General features: G+C 61.4%; 27 protein-coding genes. 10 read left to right on the top strand and 17 right to left on the bottom strand.

Annotated features, from left to right (window positions below; translation table 11 throughout):
* Window positions 1-13 precede the first annotated feature (13 nt).
* Complete coding sequence (locus PX52LOC_RS28270) at window positions 14-421, bottom strand: hypothetical protein (protein WP_149113227.1); 408 nt, start codon at window positions 419-421, stop codon at window positions 14-16.
* Entirely contained in the window at window positions 411-3,134 is a 2,724-nt protein-coding gene (gene mobF / locus PX52LOC_RS28265; RefSeq protein WP_149113226.1) for a MobF family relaxase, read from the bottom strand. The genes PX52LOC_RS28270 and mobF overlap by 11 nt, the downstream gene beginning before the upstream one ends.
* Window positions 3,135-3,457: 323 nt before the next feature.
* Here mobF and PX52LOC_RS28260 point away from each other — a divergent pair, with 323 nt between their 5' ends.
* Genes PX52LOC_RS28260 through PX52LOC_RS41065 form a run of 5 tightly spaced genes read left to right on the top strand, consistent with a single transcriptional unit; the run spans window position 3,458 to window position 5,320 of the window.
* On the top strand, window positions 3,458-3,655 hold the full coding sequence (locus tag PX52LOC_RS28260; RefSeq protein ID WP_149113225.1) for a hypothetical protein: 198 nt from the start codon (window positions 3,458-3,460) through the stop codon (window positions 3,653-3,655).
* Between the two features lie 9 nt (window positions 3,656-3,664).
* Window positions 3,665-4,438, top strand: a complete 774-nt coding sequence (locus PX52LOC_RS28255; protein ID WP_149113224.1) for a site-specific DNA-methyltransferase — start codon at window positions 3,665-3,667, stop codon at window positions 4,436-4,438.
* Between the two features lie 59 nt (window positions 4,439-4,497).
* Window positions 4,498-4,707, top strand: a complete 210-nt coding sequence (locus tag PX52LOC_RS28250) for a hypothetical protein (RefSeq protein WP_149113223.1) — start codon at window positions 4,498-4,500, stop codon at window positions 4,705-4,707.
* The gene (locus PX52LOC_RS28245) at window positions 4,704-5,147 is read left to right on the top strand and encodes a hypothetical protein (protein WP_149113222.1); all 444 of its coding nucleotides are present in this window, start codon (window positions 4,704-4,706) and stop codon (window positions 5,145-5,147) included. Before PX52LOC_RS28250 ends, PX52LOC_RS28245 begins: the two co-directional genes overlap by 4 nt.
* The gene (locus tag PX52LOC_RS41065) at window positions 5,147-5,320 is read left to right on the top strand and encodes a hypothetical protein (protein WP_168219250.1); all 174 of its coding nucleotides are present in this window, start codon (window positions 5,147-5,149) and stop codon (window positions 5,318-5,320) included. The genes PX52LOC_RS28245 and PX52LOC_RS41065 overlap by 1 nt, the downstream gene beginning before the upstream one ends.
* A 4-nt stretch (window positions 5,321-5,324) precedes the next feature.
* Here PX52LOC_RS41065 and PX52LOC_RS28240 read toward each other — a convergent pair whose 3' ends face one another.
* Both PX52LOC_RS28240 and PX52LOC_RS28235 read right to left on the bottom strand, forming a co-directional pair.
* Window positions 5,325-5,549, bottom strand: a complete 225-nt coding sequence (locus PX52LOC_RS28240; protein WP_149113221.1) for a hypothetical protein — start codon at window positions 5,547-5,549, stop codon at window positions 5,325-5,327.
* A gap of 42 nt (window positions 5,550-5,591) precedes the next feature.
* Window positions 5,592-6,086, bottom strand: a complete 495-nt coding sequence (locus PX52LOC_RS28235; RefSeq protein WP_149113220.1) for a hypothetical protein — start codon at window positions 6,084-6,086, stop codon at window positions 5,592-5,594.
* A 379-nt stretch (window positions 6,087-6,465) separates the two neighbouring features.
* Here PX52LOC_RS28235 and PX52LOC_RS28230 point away from each other — a divergent pair, with 379 nt between their 5' ends.
* Entirely contained in the window at window positions 6,466-7,797 is a 1,332-nt protein-coding gene (locus PX52LOC_RS28230) for an HNH endonuclease (protein ID WP_178132579.1), read from the top strand.
* 24 nt (window positions 7,798-7,821) lie between these two features.
* Here PX52LOC_RS28230 and PX52LOC_RS41060 read toward each other — a convergent pair whose 3' ends face one another.
* The 8 genes from PX52LOC_RS41060 to PX52LOC_RS28200 form a co-directional block, all read right to left on the bottom strand.
* The gene (locus PX52LOC_RS41060) at window positions 7,822-7,974 is read right to left on the bottom strand and encodes a hypothetical protein (protein WP_168219249.1); all 153 of its coding nucleotides are present in this window, start codon (window positions 7,972-7,974) and stop codon (window positions 7,822-7,824) included.
* Window positions 7,971-8,255 carry a hypothetical protein gene (locus tag PX52LOC_RS28225; RefSeq protein ID WP_149113218.1) on the bottom strand — a complete coding sequence of 95 codons (285 nt, stop codon included), beginning with the start codon at window positions 8,253-8,255 and terminating at the stop codon, window positions 7,971-7,973. Before PX52LOC_RS28225 ends, PX52LOC_RS41060 begins: the two co-directional genes overlap by 4 nt.
* 176 nt (window positions 8,256-8,431) lie before the next feature.
* A complete protein-coding gene (locus tag PX52LOC_RS42115) occupies window positions 8,432-8,812 on the bottom strand; it encodes a DUF551 domain-containing protein (RefSeq protein WP_218575178.1) in 381 nt (126 codons plus the stop codon).
* Complete coding sequence (locus PX52LOC_RS41055; protein ID WP_168219248.1) at window positions 8,809-8,979, bottom strand: hypothetical protein; 171 nt, start codon at window positions 8,977-8,979, stop codon at window positions 8,809-8,811. The genes PX52LOC_RS42115 and PX52LOC_RS41055 overlap by 4 nt, the downstream gene beginning before the upstream one ends.
* On the bottom strand, window positions 8,976-9,377 hold the full coding sequence (locus tag PX52LOC_RS28215) for a zinc-finger-containing protein (protein ID WP_149113217.1): 402 nt from the start codon (window positions 9,375-9,377) through the stop codon (window positions 8,976-8,978). The genes PX52LOC_RS41055 and PX52LOC_RS28215 overlap by 4 nt, the downstream gene beginning before the upstream one ends.
* A complete protein-coding gene (locus PX52LOC_RS28210; RefSeq protein WP_149113216.1) occupies window positions 9,374-9,637 on the bottom strand; it encodes a hypothetical protein in 264 nt (87 codons plus the stop codon). Before PX52LOC_RS28210 ends, PX52LOC_RS28215 begins: the two co-directional genes overlap by 4 nt.
* Window positions 9,637-9,996, bottom strand: a complete 360-nt coding sequence (locus PX52LOC_RS28205; protein WP_149113215.1) for a hypothetical protein — start codon at window positions 9,994-9,996, stop codon at window positions 9,637-9,639. Before PX52LOC_RS28205 ends, PX52LOC_RS28210 begins: the two co-directional genes overlap by 1 nt.
* A gap of 201 nt (window positions 9,997-10,197) precedes the next feature.
* A complete protein-coding gene (locus PX52LOC_RS28200; RefSeq protein ID WP_149113214.1) occupies window positions 10,198-10,485 on the bottom strand; it encodes a hypothetical protein in 288 nt (95 codons plus the stop codon).
* 306 nt (window positions 10,486-10,791) lie between these two features.
* Between PX52LOC_RS28200 and PX52LOC_RS41050 the strand changes: the two genes are divergently transcribed.
* From PX52LOC_RS41050 to PX52LOC_RS28190, 3 genes are all read left to right on the top strand, one after another.
* Window positions 10,792-10,965, top strand: coding sequence for a hypothetical protein (locus PX52LOC_RS41050; protein ID WP_168219247.1), 174 nt, complete (start codon window positions 10,792-10,794; stop codon window positions 10,963-10,965).
* Window positions 10,966-11,208: 243 nt separating this feature from the next.
* Window positions 11,209-11,622, top strand: a complete 414-nt coding sequence (locus tag PX52LOC_RS28195) for a hypothetical protein (RefSeq protein ID WP_149113213.1) — start codon at window positions 11,209-11,211, stop codon at window positions 11,620-11,622.
* Window positions 11,619-11,828: a hypothetical protein gene (locus PX52LOC_RS28190; protein ID WP_149113212.1), complete on the top strand. Its 210-nt coding sequence runs from the start codon at window positions 11,619-11,621 to the stop codon at window positions 11,826-11,828. Before PX52LOC_RS28195 ends, PX52LOC_RS28190 begins: the two co-directional genes overlap by 4 nt.
* A 190-nt stretch (window positions 11,829-12,018) precedes the next feature.
* Here PX52LOC_RS28190 and PX52LOC_RS28185 read toward each other — a convergent pair whose 3' ends face one another.
* From PX52LOC_RS28185 to PX52LOC_RS28175, 4 genes are all read right to left on the bottom strand, one after another.
* On the bottom strand, window positions 12,019-12,312 hold the full coding sequence (locus PX52LOC_RS28185) for a DUF2312 domain-containing protein (protein ID WP_149113211.1): 294 nt from the start codon (window positions 12,310-12,312) through the stop codon (window positions 12,019-12,021).
* Window positions 12,313-12,331: 19 nt separating this feature from the next.
* Window positions 12,332-12,466, bottom strand: a complete 135-nt coding sequence (locus tag PX52LOC_RS43475; RefSeq protein WP_261345040.1) for a hypothetical protein — start codon at window positions 12,464-12,466, stop codon at window positions 12,332-12,334.
* 220 nt (window positions 12,467-12,686) lie between these two features.
* Window positions 12,687-13,112: a single-stranded DNA-binding protein gene (gene ssb, locus PX52LOC_RS28180; RefSeq protein WP_149113210.1), complete on the bottom strand. Its 426-nt coding sequence runs from the start codon at window positions 13,110-13,112 to the stop codon at window positions 12,687-12,689.
* A gap of 21 nt (window positions 13,113-13,133) precedes the next feature.
* Window positions 13,134-14,060 carry an AAA family ATPase gene (locus tag PX52LOC_RS28175; protein WP_149113209.1) on the bottom strand — a complete coding sequence of 309 codons (927 nt, stop codon included), beginning with the start codon at window positions 14,058-14,060 and terminating at the stop codon, window positions 13,134-13,136.
* A 131-nt stretch (window positions 14,061-14,191) separates the two neighbouring features.
* On the opposite strand from PX52LOC_RS28175, the gene PX52LOC_RS28170 reads away from it, so the two are divergent.
* Window positions 14,192-15,323, top strand: a protein-coding gene (locus PX52LOC_RS28170) for an IS3 family transposase (RefSeq protein ID WP_390637529.1) whose coding sequence is annotated in 2 segments (ribosomal slippage) — window positions 14,192-14,473 and window positions 14,475-15,323 — 1,131 coding nt in all. Because the reading frame shifts where the segments join, the coding sequence is not laid out codon by codon here.
* Here the strand turns inward: PX52LOC_RS28170 and PX52LOC_RS28165 are convergent.
* The gene (locus PX52LOC_RS28165; RefSeq protein ID WP_149113208.1) at window positions 15,230-16,447 is read right to left on the bottom strand and encodes a coiled-coil domain-containing protein; all 1,218 of its coding nucleotides are present in this window, start codon (window positions 16,445-16,447) and stop codon (window positions 15,230-15,232) included. The genes PX52LOC_RS28170 and PX52LOC_RS28165 overlap by 94 nt on opposite strands.

Raw genomic sequence — 16,447 nt, 5'->3', positions numbered from 1 at the left:
TTTCCTCGATTCGCTAGCCTTTTTCCTTCGGCGTCACGTTCTCGACCTCGATTTTCGTCACGACGGGGTCTTTATCGTCCCCGAAGTCGCGGTCGGTCTGAACCAGCTTCCGCAGGCAGTGATCGTTCAATCGGTCGAACAGTCGCCGCAGGTTTCGGCCCACAACCGTGACTGCCCAGCTCTCCATCCCGACGAATACGACCTTGAACTCCGTCGGCGTGAACACGGACCTGACGCTCAGGTAAACGTACTGGAAGCTGACGACCGGGTTACCGGCTCGCTCGATGTCGAGCGCCTTTGCACCCTTCGGGCAGATGATCCCGCACTTCCCCAGCGAAACGAACGCTTCGCCTCCGTCGAGGGTTTCTGGCTCGCCGCTGGTTTTCGGGGCGAACCTTCCGATCGGGTCGTTATCTCGCATGCTGAATCTCCTTCTGTTTTACAGTTTGGGTGAGTGCTTCGACAGTCTGCTCGCGGAGGTAGCGGTAGGTATCGCGTACCCGCTTCACGAGCTTCCGGGCCTTGTCTCGGTACTTCGGTTTCGGCTTCGGCGTCATCAGTTCGGTCGCCGATTTCCGGGCATCGCTGCGCTGGATGGCTTCCCGAATCGCTGCCGGAGCCAGATCGGTGTAAATCGTGGCCCGCTCCCGTGCGCGCGAGACGCTGACGTAGAACTGCTCGGCATTGATCGCCGGGCGGGACTCGCTCCCCATCGCCACCAGGACGCGGTCAACCGTCTTGCCCTGCGAGGAATGGCTGGTGGTGACGTAGCCGTGGGTGATGTGCCCGGCGTCCACGGGGAGCGTGCGCGTCAGGCCCGTGGCCGTCTTCGCGACGATCTGGCCCTTCTCGGTGAACCCTGCAACGGTTAGGAACGTGCCGTTGTCGATCCGCGTGCCGTCAGCAGCCTCAATCCGTCCCGTGGTTCGCAGCAGATCGCCCGCCGCGAAGGACGCCTGCCCTTTGCCGTAAACCGCGAAGTGCGTGGGCCGCTCGTTCAGCGGCGAGAAGTCCGCCGCATCGACGGTATCGCCGTTCTTGTGCTTGCCGGAGTTCTGGAAGAACCGCACCACCTCTTCGCCCGTGTACCGGGACGGATCGGCACGCTCGGCTTCCGTCCAGCCCAGCGGCACGAGGATGTCGAACGCCCGCTCTTCTTCCTTGATCGTGCCCGTTGCCTTCAGCCGCGTCCGAATCTCGTCGGTAATCTCGTCCCCTTCTGCGTGCGTCGGAGCGACGACCAACATGTCCTTGCCCGCCCGCAACCCGGCGAGGTAGTCATCGACCAGCGGTTTATTGCGGTCGAACGCCGACACTTGGTTGATCCATCCCATCTCGGTCAGCATGTCGTGGGCCGCGAGGTAATCCTCGGCGTCGATGGCCGCGACCGCAGCTTTGAACGCCCCGCGCTGCCGCTTGATGTCCCGCAGCTCGGCCACCGGCAGCCCGGCATATTCCTGAAGCACACGGAAGATGTTCCCGTGACGGGCAACGCTCTTGTGCTGCTTCGGGTCGCCCTGAAGAACCAGCCGCGCGCGCTGGTCGGTTGCGATCTGCCGCAGGCGGTCGAGGTCTTTAATCGGGAGCAGTCCGGCTTCATCCACCCAGATGACGCCGTTCATCGTCGCGGCCTGCCGATCCTCGCTGCCGAGGAACGCTGCCACAGTGTCGGCATCCTTGAACCCGTCGCGGCGCAAGACACCACGGCTGGCTTCTGCCGAGGGAGCCAGAACTGTCACCGGGCGGTCGATCCCGGCGATGGCCGTCTTCATCGTGTGCGTTTTCCCCGTTCCAGCCCCGCCACGGATAAGGATCACCTGATCGGTCGAGTCCCAGACGTGGCGACAAACAGCTTGCTGTTCGGGGGAGAGTTGAGGAAAACCGCCGCTTTGACCGTGCGCGCTAAATGCGCGGATTTCGCCCTGTTTCTGCTCAAGAAGCGAGGCAGACTGCGGCGTTGACCGCGCGCGCGACATCGACCTGAATGTTCCCCGTCCATCTCGGGCGAACTGGATGATGCGGCCTTCCTGTGCTAGCACGTCGCGCGTCGTCGCGTCCCGATCCTTCACCAGCAACCCCTGCCGCTTTGCTTCACGCTGCACGCCTTCCGGCGTCACCGAGCCGATCCCCTGCCGGATTGCCGCTTCGTACAGCTTCCGCTCCTCGACCACGCTGTTCCGCTCGAACATGTGCCCGATGGCGTATTTCACCGCATCTAGTTCCGTGGAGGTGTAGGAAGGCTTGCCGATCAACCCCTTGAGCTGCGTCTTCTCCTTCTCAGTCAGTCGGCTGACCCAGTACGCCGTCAGGTCGTCGGAGCGGATGTCGATCTTGTGCATCCGGGTGGTGGCACCGAGCTTCGACTTCGCCTCGTCGCCGATGGACACCCCGTACTTCTCCTCGATGAACCGCTTCATCTGCTCGACCTCGGCGGTACGGCGGCTGAACTTCGCCACCAGGTCGTCGGACACGCCGTTAATCTCGAACGACTTCGCCTTCCGGCGGATGCCGTACCCGAGCTGCTGGAGGTTCGCCGCCAGCCGGTTGTGGTAAATCGCCTCGTAATACGGGGCGTCGTGCTTGATCTGGCCAATCTGGGCGGCCTTCCAGCGGGATTCCTCGGCATCGTGGGTCGCGTTGAAGACGACGACGTGCGAGTGCAGCGCCATGTCGGGAAGCTGGTCATCCTTGTTCGGGCGGGTGGTGCGGTGGACGACCTGCATGCCGATCAGGTTCCCGGTGATGCGGTCCTCGTTCTTGCCATCGACGCGGACGCGGGTGGCCATGTCCTGCTCGATGTGCCCCATCGCGCAGCGGACGGCTTCCTTGTGGGCTTCGAGGATTCGCTTGTCTCCGGTGAGCTCCAGAACCAGCCCGACCGATTTGGTGGAGTTGAAGTTGAAGTCCCAGCCGACGCGGCGATTCTCGCGGGTGACGACGGTCAGCGGACCGCCGTGGAACGGATCGAGGTTGTCGCACAGCTTCTCGAAGTCTTCTTTCCGGGAGACACCGTTCAGACCGAGCTGCTTTGCGCCGTCGCCGAGCCACTCGCCGGCGACTTCCATCATGTAGTCTGTCAAGCTGTAGTATGCTTTCGCCGCTTTCGAGTCAGTAATGGTGTGGATTCTGAGCATGGTGTCTTCCTTGCGTACACCACTTTATTTCAGCCAGTCAAGCAGCTTGTTGCGGCGTGCTCTGCAGCGGGACACTGTGTCTATCCTTTCCATCGCTTCCCCTGCGTTCTGACTGGACACTTCCCCTTCCGAGTCCGGCACACAGAGGGCCTTGGTACTGGCACTTTGAATCGGCCGCCGTGCCGGTCAATCAGAAAAGCCGCTTTCCAGAGGAAGCCTTCAGCTTTTCCGTTTGACCGTCGCGAGTGCTCACGGCTGTGGCCGCTTCTGAGTCGTGCCACAAGGCCTCGTGGTGAGGCCGGAAACGAAGAAGGAGAAAGAACATGTCCAACGAACAGCAAACCAGCAAAGCGCCGACGCACATCGCCTACCAGGTCCGCGACGGCAAGAACGACAAGGGCTTCTGGACCCGCATTGGTGCCGCGTGGCAACACAAGGACGGCAACGGGCTCAACATCCAGCTCGACTGCGTACCTCTTGACGGCCGCATCCAGCTCCGCGTCGCTACCGAACAGAAATAGGAGACGACCATGCAATCAGCGATCAACCCCTTCTACGCGGCCCGCATTCAGCGGGTCGCATACCTTCCGGCCCGCATGGATACGCGAGAGGATTCTGCGGCATACGCAAGACTTCCCCGTGCCCCGATCAACGGTAGCCCGGTCCCGCACCTCACGAGCCTTTACCACTCGGCCGAGGCGGGGGACTACGGGAGCCGCTCCTATCCCGGCAACTGCGGCGGCAACCTGATCAAGGACCTGATCCGGTTCTTCCAGCCGGGTCTGGTATTCGACCCGATGAGCGGGTCCGGCACCTGCGCCGATGTCTGCCGAGAACTCGGCGTGGGGTGCGTCGCCTTCGACATCCACACGGGATTCGACGCCTGCGAGCCAAACGGCTTCCCGCCAGCGGGCACGTTCGATTTCATCTGGGCACACCCGGCCTACTGGCGGATGAAGCTCTACGCCGACGATCCCCGCGACCTGTCGCGGTCACCGACCCTCGACCACTTTCTGCGACGGTACGGACAGTTCATCCGCAACAGTGCCCAGGCGCTCAAGCCGGACGGCAAGCTCGCCATCCTGATGGGCGATTACTCTGACCGCGAGGCCGGGTACGTCCCGCTGGTGTACCACACGAAACGGCTTGCCTTCGCAGCCGGACTCAGGCAGCACTGCACCGACATCATTCGATTTAGTCACGGGAACAGCAGCTCGAAGAAGGTCTACCGCAGCAGCTTCATTCCGGGTCTGCACGATGTGTGCATGATTTTCGAGAAGGTTGTGTCACGCTCAGAAGGGTGATACGACAGTTGGGCGGCTGACACCGCCCCACCTTTTTAACCGCTAATGGAGTAGCGATTATGGCCGACTCTAATCACGAAGCCAATCAAGATGCAAGCTGCCGCGCAGCCTTTGAGCAATGGGCAGCACAAGTAAACCCGGTAAGCGGACTCGAAGGCGCACTGAAACGCAAGCCAAATGGCGAGTACCTTTGGAGCGGAACGACTCTCGCTTGGCAGGCGTGGCAGGCTGGATGGGACGCCGCTGAAGCGAAAGGGCTTGCGGCATGACCAATACCCCCGCCGACCTCATCCGCCGAACCGATGAAATCCGGGAGCATTTCCCGCACTACTGGCGGGACGAGCAGGCCCAAGCGGAACTCGCTGCCATCTGGGGCGAGGCGATCAACCCGCAGGGCGTTTTCGTGGACCATCCCAACGAAGTGCTTTACGACCGCGACGGCTGCAAGGCTTCGATCAGCATTGGGACTGCGAAAGGCGTCTTCGCCTTCGGATGCAGCTACCAGACGCCGACGCAGGGATACGGCAGCGCACCGTCCATCTGGGATGATCTGTTCGGTTCCTACTCGGACGCCCGAGCGGCAGCCATCGAGTTCCTGCTGGCAAGGCTGCCCACTCCGGAGGGACAGCACGAGGTGAGCGAGCGAGTCAGGATTGACCGAATGCGGAACGCTATCGCCGCGCCGCTCCGGCAGCCGAGCCTGTTCTGATGACCGACGACATCTTCACCGACCGGTTCCACTGGTGCTCACTGGCGGCAGGCTTTCTCGCCGCCGCCGAGGGCCGCCTGGACGACAGCGAGTACGTCCGGAAGCTCGCCTACCAGTGGTACGAGGAGGGAGCGTTCGCCAACCGCGTGCCAGCGAAGCCAACACAAGCCTGACCGCTCACGTCTCCTTGTCACCGCAGCAGATCACGTTCTTCTTCTCGCTGTAGTACACCCACATCTCTTTGCCGTTGATCCCGTGGCCGACGTACCAGTAATCGTCCACCTGCTGGTAATCGGTGATGCCGACAGCCCGGTCGTAATACTGCCCGCCGAGGGCGGTCGCACCGATGGGCACGCCCGGCCAGCGCTGCTGAAGGGCTTCGATGGTCTGCTGGAAGTTCATGGGCTATCCTCTGGAGAGCGTGTAAGTCATCCGGCTGACTGGTCAGGGCAACTCCGGGTGCAGCTTCGCTTTCAGCCACAACTCCAACGACAACCGCTCGTCCGCCGACTTCCCCGGCATCGGGATGATGCACAGGGTAATCTGGTCGTCGAGCAGCGACTGCGGCCACGGGAGGTCGCGGGCACGGTAGCTACCGCCCACTTCCGAAGCCGTCCACTGATTCCAGTAACGCAGGTGCCCGTTCACGATTCGCCGACGTGCGTTGTCGGACTGCCCGACCTTGACGACACTCTTGCCGACCAGCCGGGTGAAGACGTAGACCGCGGGCGTGGCGTCGATGTTGGTTTCGAGACCCGCCCGGTCGGTGGTCATTGGCTCGGACGCGATGTCGTGCAAATCCTCGCAGGTCATGAACACGAAGCGGGTGGCCTCGGCCCGGTCCAGAAGGCGTTCCTTGGTGAGTTCGACCCACTGGTCGAACACTTCGAACGTCAGGCGTTCCTGTTCCGCGCGGTCCTCGTCTCCGAGCAAGTCCATCGTCGTGGTCCCGAGAGCGTTTTGAACGGGCATTGTCGCCGAGAAAACGAGCGACGGCCAGCAGGAAGTGCGAGGAGCCAAAAACCCAAGTAGCTACAGACGTCTCCCCGGTTCCGCGCTCAAGGCCGCTGGAACCGTTCACGCCGCCAAACGCCTTCGGCCAACACCTCCCGCCAGATGCGAAAACGGCCCGGTTCGTCGGTGCGAGCGATTATCAGCGCGTTGCCCTGACCGGCGCGGTACACTACCGCCGATTGACACAATACGCGCCGTGGCCCTCTTGCTCGGCTTCGGCGATTTATCTCCCTGAACGCTCCGATCGCCCGCAGCGATCGCCAGCGGGAGCGTCTGAATGGCTGCGCGGCCTGTCGAGCTGGTTATGGTCGTCTTCTTCGGCCCCGAGGCACACCGAGAGACTTACGGTCGCCAGGTGCGCAGAGGCGGGTACTCGAAGGATTACCTCCAGCTATCAAAAAAGAGCGAATTTCTTGACGCGATGGCAAACCTTTTCGGCGTTGACCGCAACGTGACGCAATCGGTGCCTTTGACCTATCAGTGGGCACGCGGCACCGCTGGGGGTGACTTCGTCTTCAGGTCAGGAGACCGGGCGCACTTGAAGTGGGTGACGGCCTTGGGAACTCCGCAAGTTTGGAGGATGTCGCCCGCACCGAGCGAGTCCACCCACGAAACCATCCCTGGAACTCCCGGCCATACCGATTTCGACTTGGCACAAGCCGAGCACGCCGGCCTCGCGGCAAGAGGGGCGGGGCAGCCGTACCTGATGGTCATAAAGTTGCGGGGGGAGGCCAGGACGTTGCACCTGCGAGCCTACTTGGAGGACCCGAACACCGCTTACGCATGGGCGGACATCCAGTTAACTCCGCAGGCCGTTCAAGACATGGCAAGCCGCACCACCCAGCACCGGACGCTGCAGTGGTCGCCGTTCCTGAGCGGAGGGGTGCTGGCGGGCGCGAAAGTGGTGGCCGCGCTGGCGCAGCTCGATGCCGCACCAATCCCTGCATCCGTGATCGCCTCGCTCGATGCGGAGACAGGCAGAGCGCTTGCTGCCTATCTTCGGCAGCCCGCCTACGGCTTGTTCTTCGACCCGACGCGGAATCACGATGCGTGGGTACAACCGGCGAGGCTGTCTTCAAAAATTACCTCGGCCACAACCGCTCTTTTGGCGGCAATTGACGCCCGTTTCCCGGCGGTGCCGCAGGGGGATGCGGCTGCCGAGACGTTGGAGGCCGACCCCGATCTGGTCGCATCCTTCAAAGCGCAGATCGATGGCGGGAACTTCGGGGTTCCGGACGCGACCGCGACGACCAAAACCAGAGGGAGCGCGCAGAAGGCGTTCGCTAAAGTGGTGAAGGCCAATTACGGTCAGAAGTGCGCCATCACGGGCATAAAGACCAAGTCGTTCCTCGTGGCGGCGCACATCGTCCCGTGGAGCAAGGATCAAAATATCCGGTTGGACCCGTCAAATGGCATCTGCCTTTCCCTGCTCGTGGACCGCGCTTTCGAGAGCGGAGTCCTGATTATCGAGGATGACCTTACCATCCGTATCAGATGGGACATGGTCGGGGACGACGAAAAGCTCAAGGGCCAACTCCAGCCGTTTGATGGGAAGAAAGTGACGCCGCCAACAGCAGGAGCGGCGAAGGCCGAGTATCTGAAGCGGCGGCGTGAACTCGTTGTTCCGCCTGCATGACTATCCGGCTTGCGACGCCTCAAGCTACTGGTTCAGCCACCGCAGCTCGCCTTCCGGCACCGCAACCGTCCGGGCGGGGTAGATCGCCGTATGGCCTTCGCGGTCCATGACCAAGGCCAGGACGATGAACAACAGCACGAAGAGTGTGGCGAAGCCGAGGAACTCGCGATTGGTCATTCGGGAAGTTCGCCCAACTCGCCCTGAATCATCAGATCGGCGTCCACGTTTGCAGCCACTCGCGGCTTGGCAGAGAAGTGCGAGCGGATTCTCTGGGCAACCACGGAGTCGAACGGCTGACCGAAATCAACGTCCCGCAAGGCCTCGGCAAGTTCGACCTCCCGCCCCTTAAAGGAGACGACGGCTGGCGAGTTGTCCGAATGGAACGCCATTCGCCACTGGTATAAGTCAGGGAACAGAGCTTCGTCGATGTTAATTGGAAAGCGCGGCAGGTAGTTCACCGAAGACTCTTTCGAGTCCCAGATGCACTCAGCCTTTACCGCTTCATGGAAGCTTGGGGCCGAAGGGCTTGGTTCGATCCGCCACGAGCAGCCGCGTGAACGAACTGCGACCAGGTGCTTGTTCAGAACCTTCCGCTCTTCGGAGGGTACTTCGGAGGTGAGGGGCTGGTGGTTCGTCATTCGGTTTGGGGAGGGGCAGGAAGTGGCATCCAGTGGGTGGGGCACAGGAATCGCTTTGGCTTGTTCCAATACCAGACCTCGTCCACCTCATCCCAGTAGGCAACTGCATAATCTGGTGGAAGCATTGCGGCAGGGTGCGACAGAAGCAGAACCTCTGTTCCATCCTTCGGCGCGGTCTCGATCGGCTGCCAACTCGATTCCCGCTTCATCGCTCTTGCGTTCCAGCCTTCCGAGAACGCTTCAAATTCACGCTGCACGTCATCACGGAGATAAGCAGCATTGTGCCCTTTCGATACTCGGAGAAAAACACGGGAGTCTGCATCTCGCCATCTCGTTTCAAATGCCGTTCTGCACTCTGCCGACTGCTCGATGCTCATACTGTCCTCAACCCCGCATAGGGGTGAGCAAACGGCTTCGGCGCTTCCCACGGCTGCTTTGCGTTCAGCGTGCCATCGAGGATGCCGTGGGCTTCCTTGGCGATTTCCCAGTCCCGCTGCTCGATGGCGATGCGGAGTTTCTGCAGTGCTCGTTCCTGTGCGTTCATGCAGCTAGTCCTTTCACAATGGCGTAAACTCTTCTGGCTTCATCCACGGTCCTGATTTCAGCGGTGTGGTACTCCTTCAACCCCAACTCCTTTGCCAACGTGGCATAAACCTTGCCGCGCGGCATCTTCCCCTCTTTCCAGATCGGGTCGAGAATCCGGTGGATGTGCTGGCGGGCGTTCTTCAGTTCCTTGGTCGGGATGTTACCGAGCGGTCGTGTCCTGTCCGTGGTCTTGTGGTGGCATCCGACATAGTTGCCGCAGGTGTCGCATTTCCAGAAGGGCAGGCTGAAGAGATCGGCCCGGTGCGGGTACACTTCGCGGCCATCCGTAAGCCGGGCCTGCACGTCACGGGTGCAACCGCAGCAGTAGAGAATGCGGGAGACGGAGCCAGTGCTCATAAAAGCTCCGGCATTGGAATCGCGTAGTGGTAAGCCTTGCTGGGTAGAACGCCATCAAGTGTGTCCAGCGCCCGATTGCCGCCTTCTTTCAACCACACTTCTCGGTCGTGAATGAGCTGTTGGCATTCTTCCTGCGTATTAAAAACAGACTGGCCTCTATAGCTTTTGCCGCTTTTGTCGAAGGCGTAAATACGCCACTGCATTGGGAGAACCGGTGCGGGCCTTTCCATTACACACTCATCCATCAGCACGATGCCCATCACTCCCTCCCTGCGTTGAACACTTCAGCGATCTTGTCAGCACGCTCCTGCTCGTTGCGGGGCTTGAACAGGACGCCTTTCGCCTCGCGTGCATCTTTGTGGTGCTGCTCGGCTTCGGCGTTCGACCGGGCTACGAGGCCAGCATGGGCAGTGGCTTCGGCCTGCGTGAAGCCCTCGGCTGGCGAGCCGAACTGCCAGTCCACGATCATGTCGGCAACTGGCGGGATGGCCAGAGCGACGGCGAGGATGAGGAGGTACTTCATGCGGCGAGTCCTTTCGCTTTGTTGATCGCGGCGTGTGCCTTTATAAAGGCGGCTTTGCTCGGAGTTGATGACGCATTCGTGCAGGCGCTGTCCCACATGGCCTCCAACGCATCCAGCAAATCAGGAGCGGCGGCGATTAGGCGGGCGTTGGCTTGCGCCTCAATGGGCTTGCCATCTGAGTGCATCCAAGTGCATGAGGCGACAAGCTCGCCGCTTTTTGCTCTGACGTAACTTAGCGACCCCATGCCGCTGTCAACTCTCCACGGCCCCGGTGTGTGTGTGGCTTTCGTCATACGCCTACGCCTCCAGCTTTGCGGCCACCGCTGGGGTAGCTGGGTTCACCTCGAAGGGACGCTTCACCGTGGCGAACAGCGAGTTGAACACGCTGGTCATCACTTCGTTCTCGGAAAAGTTCGCGGCGTTGAAGTTGGCAACCTCTGTCTCGGTGGCTTCTCTCGCCCAACCGTTGCTGATCGCGTGGCAAGCGGCGTTACCTGCCAGATCGTAGGTGACGCCGGTGTAGCAGCGTTTCGGCGTGAACCCGTCTTCCGACACGCGGCGAGTCTGAGTGAATGTGACGAACATAGTAACCTCCATATAGTTGTTGCAATTCCGTTTAAGTTCGCTCAATGTAGCTGCATCAATTCTCTCGCGCAACAAGTTTGTTTATGTCAGAACCAGTTATTTTAATTTCCGAGCTAGATCAACTACTTACCTTTAGTGAACTGGCCGCAGCCAAAGGGATGGGGCAATCTTTGCTCGCGTATCACCTCGCCAAGCCGGACGCTCCCAAGCCCTTTGTGGTCGGCGTCGGCAGACACCGTTACTACCGACCGTGCGAAGTCGCCGCTTGGGAGCCGAAACGATCACCAACCAAGGGGAGGAAACGCCGTGGCAGCCATTGATCGCATCCGTGATAAGTACCTTGAGCAGAACCCAACCCGCGACCCACTGTTCGCTGTCCCGCCGGACTGGGTAGCGGCAACCGCAGCGGTGCTGGACGAGGTCATTGCCGAGAACAAGCGTGCGGTCTCCGCGATCATCCACAGGAACGACTCGGCGTGAAGCGGAAACCACGGAAGGCCCGGAAGCCACGCAACCGCCGGGAGGAAATCCCGCTCACCGACATCACCGGGAAGGTGGTGACGATCATCCCGCCAGCCTACGCCACGGGCACTGCCCCCAGAATCACCGCCAGACCACGCACGAAAGGAAGGTCAGAGTGACGCTGCACCAGGTCTACCTGATGAAGGGATACCGGGACAAAGTAAAACAGGCGAAAGTTGCCGAAGAAGAAGGATATATCAGATGAAAGTCATTGTCAGGAACGTCGGACTTCGCCGCTGGAAGGCAGAGAACGACCCTCAGCTTCGAGAGTCGCACGGCCGCGGGTTAACCGACCTTGAGATTGCCAGTGAGATGGGGTTCGCCGAAGGAACGGTACGAACGCGACGCCTCGCGTTGGGGCTTGCTGCCAACGCTCGACCGATGAAGCCGAGGGGCCAACACCACACCGCAAAGGAACCGCCACTGCCCGTGTTCAAGGTAGACCCGCTGAAACTCGCCGAAGACACCTTGGGGACGGCTGACTTCGACAAAAAACTGATGCGTCTGCGTGGCTCAGCGATCAAGCTTACGCCGCTGATGCGGGAGACGAACGCACGCCTGAAAGCGCAGGGCAAGCCGCAGTGCCTGCACAACCCGGACTGGGCAGCGAAGTGACCGCCCTCGTCCTGACCCCATTCAGCACGCGGCAGAACGCCGTCGAGGTCGCCCGGCAGGATTACCGGTTGGCGAAGAAGCACTACCAGGACGTGTGCGAGCGACGCGACGCTACCTGCCCGGCATGCGTCCTCCAGTTCCAGTCGGCTTCGGAACGTCGGCAGGCGGCTTTCGAGGCTTACATGGCGGCGATGTCCGCTCAGTGAACGGCGGGTTTTCCCAGTTTACCCTTTTCCACCCACCGTTTTGCCAGCCTCCGTGCGTGGATTGAGTCCTTCGCCTCTGTCCGCCAGATCGGCACAACGGAGCGGCGGACAGTCCCGGTAATCCGCTGGAAGCAGACGACATGGCCGTCCACCTCTGCCCGGCGTCTGCCGGATTCGTAGGCCACACCGGTCATTCATCGTCCTCCTCGAACAGCGGAAGCATCCCGAGGGCGTTCATGTACGTTTCGAGCACCGTCTCCTGTTCCTCTCGTTCGCTGGCGTCCTGCTTGCGTATCTTGATGATCGAGCGAATCGCCTTCACGTCCCATCCCCCACCCTTGGCTTCTGCGAACACGTCACGGATGTCCGCCGCGAGGGACTCCTTCTCCTCGGTCAATTTTTCGACCCTCGCGATGATTGATTTCAACTGATCGACGGCGACCCCGCCTGCCCTTGGCTTCTTGCTATTGTGCCCTATCGTCATGCAGATTCCTTTCTGTTCGTTATTCGTTTTCTAAAGTCTCGTTCGGCAGCGGCAGGGCTATCCCCATCGTGGCCGCCCACGCCCGTACCTTTTCCGTGTACTCCTCGAACTCCACCGTGGTCAGCCGTTTGGTTGAGCCGCCGATCTTGACCACCACCGCTCGGCAACCTGCTTCCGCAACTCGACACGATGGGGCTTTTCCGCACGACTGCGGTCGTAAGCGCGAACCGTTTCGAGATTGCGTTCACGGTGGTCTGCAACTCGTGTCCTGACGCACGACTTGCACTTGTTGAGGTGACCGTCCGCCATCTGTGGGTGAGCGTAGAAGTGATCCAGCGGCCTTTACTCACCGCAATCCCGACACCGTTTCATGGTCAGAATGGGATTTCCGTCTCGATCAGCGTCGAGACTGGAGCCGAACGGGCCGGTTGCTGCTCGTCGTCCGTGCTTTTCGGGGACAGAAGCACCAGTGTGCCGCCGAAAGCCGCCAGGACGACTTCGGTGCTGAACTTCTCGACGCCAGCGTTGTCCGTCCACTTCCGTGTCTGGAGTTGTCCTTCCAGATAGACCTTCGACCCCTTCTTCAGGTAGTCCTTGGCCACCCGAACGAGGCCCTCGTTGAAAATCACCACCCGGTGCCACTCGGTGCGCTCCTTGCGCTCGCCTGTGTTCTTGTCCTTCCAACTCTCCGCCGTAGCGATGCTGAGATTGGCGATTTCTCGCCCGTCCTGCGTGCTGCGGATGTCGGGGTCTTTCCCGAGGTTGCCGACCAGAATTACTTTGTTAACACTTCCTGACATTCTTGATTCCTTCCTTGGTGGTTAAAAGTCTAGTTCGGGGGTTTCGCCGCTATCCGGCTTCTGCCGGTCGTCGGCCATCCGCGCCAGTTCCTTGTTCTCGTCGTGTTTTGGCAGGAGTAGCTTCTTCTGATTGCCGGTTAGTGTCTCCCAGAATCCAACATAGGCGGCCGTTCCCTGTGCCGCGTACTCGATCCCTTGTCGGAAAAGCCCTTCCGGGTCATCTGAGGCGGGCGCACCTCCATCAGACCACGCACGGAGCTTTTGGCCCATCTCTTTTGTGACCAGCGGTTGCTCCCCCGCGAACAGCGGCAGCAGTGGTTCGGGGCACTTCGTCACCACTGGGCGGTGCGTGCCTTCCTCAAGCAACAGGGAGAGAGTCATCTCGAACGCGAAGTTTTTCTCCTGCACTGGCTGAAGGCCCTTCGGGACGAACTGCTCCTTACCCTGGCTGTCCTTGACAATCACGGTCTTCTCGCGAGCGCGAAGGCAGAAGATCAGGTGCATCGAGGAGGCGAGCAAGTGGTTCATCATCCGCTTGTGTTCCATCTTCGCTTTCGCCCAGTTCGGCATTCCGCGGAGCTTGTTGTTCTCGGCGATGTCCGAGCATCCGCCGTGGCCCTCCCACTCGTGGGTCATGCTGTCGATCACCAGTACCTTGCACCCGTGCTTCTCGAAAGCCTCGATGGCTTGGGTGTACCGGGTCGGAGCGAACGGTTCTTTCATCTCGGCAATCTCGTACCCATCTGGAAGCGCCGCCATGATTCCGGGGCTGTCGGCGTACATGCTGCCGCGACCGTTCTCGGTGTCGAGGAACCCGACTGGCCCCTTCCCGGCCAAACCGGCGGCGAGTAGTAGAGCGGAGTAGGTCTTGCCTGAACCGGAAACCCCGGAAAGGCTGATGAGCATGGGGACGGCTTTTCGCTTAGCCGGGGTGATGGTAAAGGACATCGGAACCTCCTAGTAGCTGATTTTGAGGTGGGGAATTAGCCCTTTGGCGATGGCCTCGACCGCTTTCTTTATAGTGGACCCCGAAACTGAGACCGCCAGGTAAGCTACTCTGGCGGCCCTCGGAGGTGGTCCTGATGACGGCGAAGCGGAAGACCCACACGGCGGCGTTCAAAGCCCAGGTCGCTCTGGCCGCGGTGAAGGGCGACAAGACGGTCAACGAGTTGGCCGCCCACTTCGGCGTCCACCCGACCCTCATCCACGGGTGGAAGAAGCAACTCCTGGCCGGGGCCGAGGCCGTGTTCGCCGCCGGAGCGAAGGCGGTCGCCCCCGGCGACGACCAGACACCCGCGCTGTACGAGCAGATCGGCCGGCTCAAGGTCGAGCTCGACTGGGTGAAAAAAAAAGCTGCGACGTTCGGTTGACGACCTGCGGCCGCTGATCGACCCCGGGCACGCCGACCTGAGCGTCCGTCGGCAGTGCCAACTGGTCGGGCTCGGCCGGGCCACGTACTACCGGGGGCCGGCCGAGGAGTCGGCCGACAACCTGGCCCTCATGCGGCGGATCGACGAGCAGTACACGGCCTGCCCGTTCTACGGCAGCCGGCGGATCGCCCGGTGGCTGGCCCGCAACGGCCACCCGGCGAACCGCAAGCGGGTCCAGCGGTTGCTCCGGGTCATGGGCCTGGAAGCCATCCACCCGAAGCCGAAGCTGTCGGCCGGGCGGGGCCACCCGGTGTACCCGTACCTCCTCCGCGGCGTGCCGATCGACCGCGTCGGGCAGGTGTGGAGTGCCGACATTACATACCTGCCGCTGCCCGGCGGGTTCATGTACTTGGCCGCCACCATCGACTGGTACAGCCGGTACGTGGTGGCCTGGCGGTTGTCGAACACGCTCGACGGGGCGTTCTGCCGGGACATGCTGGACGAGGCGTTGGCGGCCGGCACCCCGGAGGTGTTCAACACCGATCAAGGGGTGCAGTTCACGGCCGGGGCGTGGGTCGAGCGGGTGGAGGCGGCCGGGGCGCGGGTGAGCATGGACGGCCGGGGGCGGTGCCTGGACAACGTGTTCGTCGAGCGGCTGTGGCGGACGGTGAAGTACGAGGACGTGTTCCTGCGGGGATACGAGACGGTGACCGAGTTGGAGCGGGGGTTGAAGGCGTACTTCACCTTCTACAACGAGGCCCGCTTGCACCAGTCACTGGGGTACAAGACCCCGGCCGAGGTGTACCGGGCCGGACGGTCAAAAGAGCCGGCGAAGGAGTAGCTTAAATTCGTCGGTTTTTGGTCTCGCAAATGGGGTCCACTATACTTGCCCGCCGCCTCCGAAAGACCAGCCTCAACCAACGCCGATAGTGCTTCGTTGTTGACCTTCGCCTTGTGCCTCTTGTCTGCTTCCCGCTTCGCGGCCGCCTCGACTTCTGCCTTACGAGCGGCTTCGGCACGCTCACGTTCAGCCTGCACGGCCGCTTCCGCATCCTGCTTGGCCTTGGCTTCAGCCTCCTTGCGATCCTGCTCGGCCTTCTGTTGCGAGGCAACCCGCTCGGCTTCGGCTTTGGCAACGGCGGCAAGGCGGTCTTCCTCCGCCTTCTTCGCGCGTGCTTCCGCTTCGGCTTTCTGGCGTTCGGCCTCTTCCTTCTCGCGCTGGATTGCAGCTTCACGGGCGGCTGAGGCTTCCTGCTCGGCCTTCACCTTGGCGGCCTGTTCCTCAGCTTCCTTCCGAGCCTTCTCCTCGGTCTCGGCCTTTGCTTTGGCGGCTGCTTCAGCGGCGATCCGCTCGTCGCGCTCTCGCTGCTCGCGTTCGGTCTGTTCGCGGCGTAGGCGCGCAAGTTCGGCGGCCTCAGCTTCGCGTTTCGTGGCCGCATCGAAAAGCTTCACGGTGCGAGCGATTTCCGCTTCCAACGCGGCGGTCGCCCGTGCCTCGAACTCCTGCCAGTCGCGGGCGGGGTATTCCTCCAAGTAACTTAACCGGGCAGAGAGCATGGCCGAGGTTTCGGCTTGGCCGTAACCAGGCGATTCTGGAATAGCCGCAAGTGCTGCCTCGTGGTCGGCAACCCGCTGCTTTTCCCTTTCCTCCCAGTCGGTGAGAGGGCGGCGGATTTCTTCCTTGAGGGCGTCGAGTTCGTCGCGGATGCGTTTGCGTTCGCCATCGACCAGCGCGAGCTGCTTCTTCTGCTCGGCCACCAACTCCTTACCCATGTCGTCGAGCAGTGTTTTCGACCTCGCGATCGTGTATGCGAGCGAGCGGATCTGATCGCGGCCACTTTCGGTCGAGATGTCGAGTACGTGAGAACGGGCTTCCTTCTTGAGTCTGTCGAGAATGTCGGAGGTGCCTTGAGGGGTGAAAATGTCGAGCGGCTTGAGTTGCTCCAAAACGACTAGTTGATTCAT

This window comes from Limnoglobus roseus (assembly GCF_008254045.1).
In the GTDB taxonomy this organism is placed as follows: domain Bacteria; phylum Planctomycetota; class Planctomycetia; order Gemmatales; family Gemmataceae; genus Limnoglobus; species Limnoglobus roseus.
This window is presented reverse-complemented; position numbering and strand designations above follow the sequence as displayed.

Excerpts from the sequence above, each read along its gene's own strand:
- PX52LOC_RS28250 (WP_149113223.1), top strand. The coding sequence starts at position 4,498 with ATGGCCGACTCTAATCACGAAGCCAATCAAGATGCAAGCTGCCGCGCA.
- PX52LOC_RS28175 (WP_149113209.1), bottom strand. The coding sequence starts at position 14,060 with ATGTCCTTTACCATCACCCCGGCTAAGCGAAAAGCCGTCCCCATGCTC.
- PX52LOC_RS28255 (WP_149113224.1), top strand. The coding sequence starts at position 3,665 with ATGCAATCAGCGATCAACCCCTTCTACGCGGCCCGCATTCAGCGGGTC.
- PX52LOC_RS28215 (WP_149113217.1), bottom strand. The coding sequence starts at position 9,377 with ATGAGCACTGGCTCCGTCTCCCGCATTCTCTACTGCTGCGGTTGCACC.
- PX52LOC_RS28195 (WP_149113213.1), top strand. The coding sequence starts at position 11,209 with ATGAAAGTCATTGTCAGGAACGTCGGACTTCGCCGCTGGAAGGCAGAG.
- PX52LOC_RS28200 (WP_149113214.1), bottom strand. The coding sequence starts at position 10,485 with ATGTTCGTCACATTCACTCAGACTCGCCGCGTGTCGGAAGACGGGTTC.
- PX52LOC_RS28185 (WP_149113211.1), bottom strand. The coding sequence starts at position 12,312 with ATGACGATAGGGCACAATAGCAAGAAGCCAAGGGCAGGCGGGGTCGCC.
- PX52LOC_RS28245 (WP_149113222.1), top strand. The coding sequence starts at position 4,704 with ATGACCAATACCCCCGCCGACCTCATCCGCCGAACCGATGAAATCCGG.
- PX52LOC_RS28165 (WP_149113208.1), bottom strand. The coding sequence starts at position 16,447 with ATGAATCAACTAGTCGTTTTGGAGCAACTCAAGCCGCTCGACATTTTC.
- PX52LOC_RS41055 (WP_168219248.1), bottom strand. The coding sequence starts at position 8,979 with ATGAACGCACAGGAACGAGCACTGCAGAAACTCCGCATCGCCATCGAG.
- PX52LOC_RS41065 (WP_168219250.1), top strand. The coding sequence starts at position 5,147 with ATGACCGACGACATCTTCACCGACCGGTTCCACTGGTGCTCACTGGCG.
- PX52LOC_RS28235 (WP_149113220.1), bottom strand. The coding sequence starts at position 6,086 with ATGGACTTGCTCGGAGACGAGGACCGCGCGGAACAGGAACGCCTGACG.
- PX52LOC_RS41060 (WP_168219249.1), bottom strand. The coding sequence starts at position 7,974 with ATGACCAATCGCGAGTTCCTCGGCTTCGCCACACTCTTCGTGCTGTTG.
- PX52LOC_RS28230 (WP_178132579.1), top strand. The coding sequence starts at position 6,466 with ATGGTCGTCTTCTTCGGCCCCGAGGCACACCGAGAGACTTACGGTCGC.
- mobF (WP_149113226.1), bottom strand. The coding sequence starts at position 3,134 with ATGCTCAGAATCCACACCATTACTGACTCGAAAGCGGCGAAAGCATAC.
- PX52LOC_RS28210 (WP_149113216.1), bottom strand. The coding sequence starts at position 9,637 with ATGGGCATCGTGCTGATGGATGAGTGTGTAATGGAAAGGCCCGCACCG.
- PX52LOC_RS42115 (WP_218575178.1), bottom strand. The coding sequence starts at position 8,812 with ATGAGCATCGAGCAGTCGGCAGAGTGCAGAACGGCATTTGAAACGAGA.
- ssb (WP_149113210.1), bottom strand. The coding sequence starts at position 13,112 with ATGTCAGGAAGTGTTAACAAAGTAATTCTGGTCGGCAACCTCGGGAAA.
- PX52LOC_RS28240 (WP_149113221.1), bottom strand. The coding sequence starts at position 5,549 with ATGAACTTCCAGCAGACCATCGAAGCCCTTCAGCAGCGCTGGCCGGGC.
- PX52LOC_RS28260 (WP_149113225.1), top strand. The coding sequence starts at position 3,458 with ATGTCCAACGAACAGCAAACCAGCAAAGCGCCGACGCACATCGCCTAC.
- PX52LOC_RS28270 (WP_149113227.1), bottom strand. The coding sequence starts at position 421 with ATGCGAGATAACGACCCGATCGGAAGGTTCGCCCCGAAAACCAGCGGC.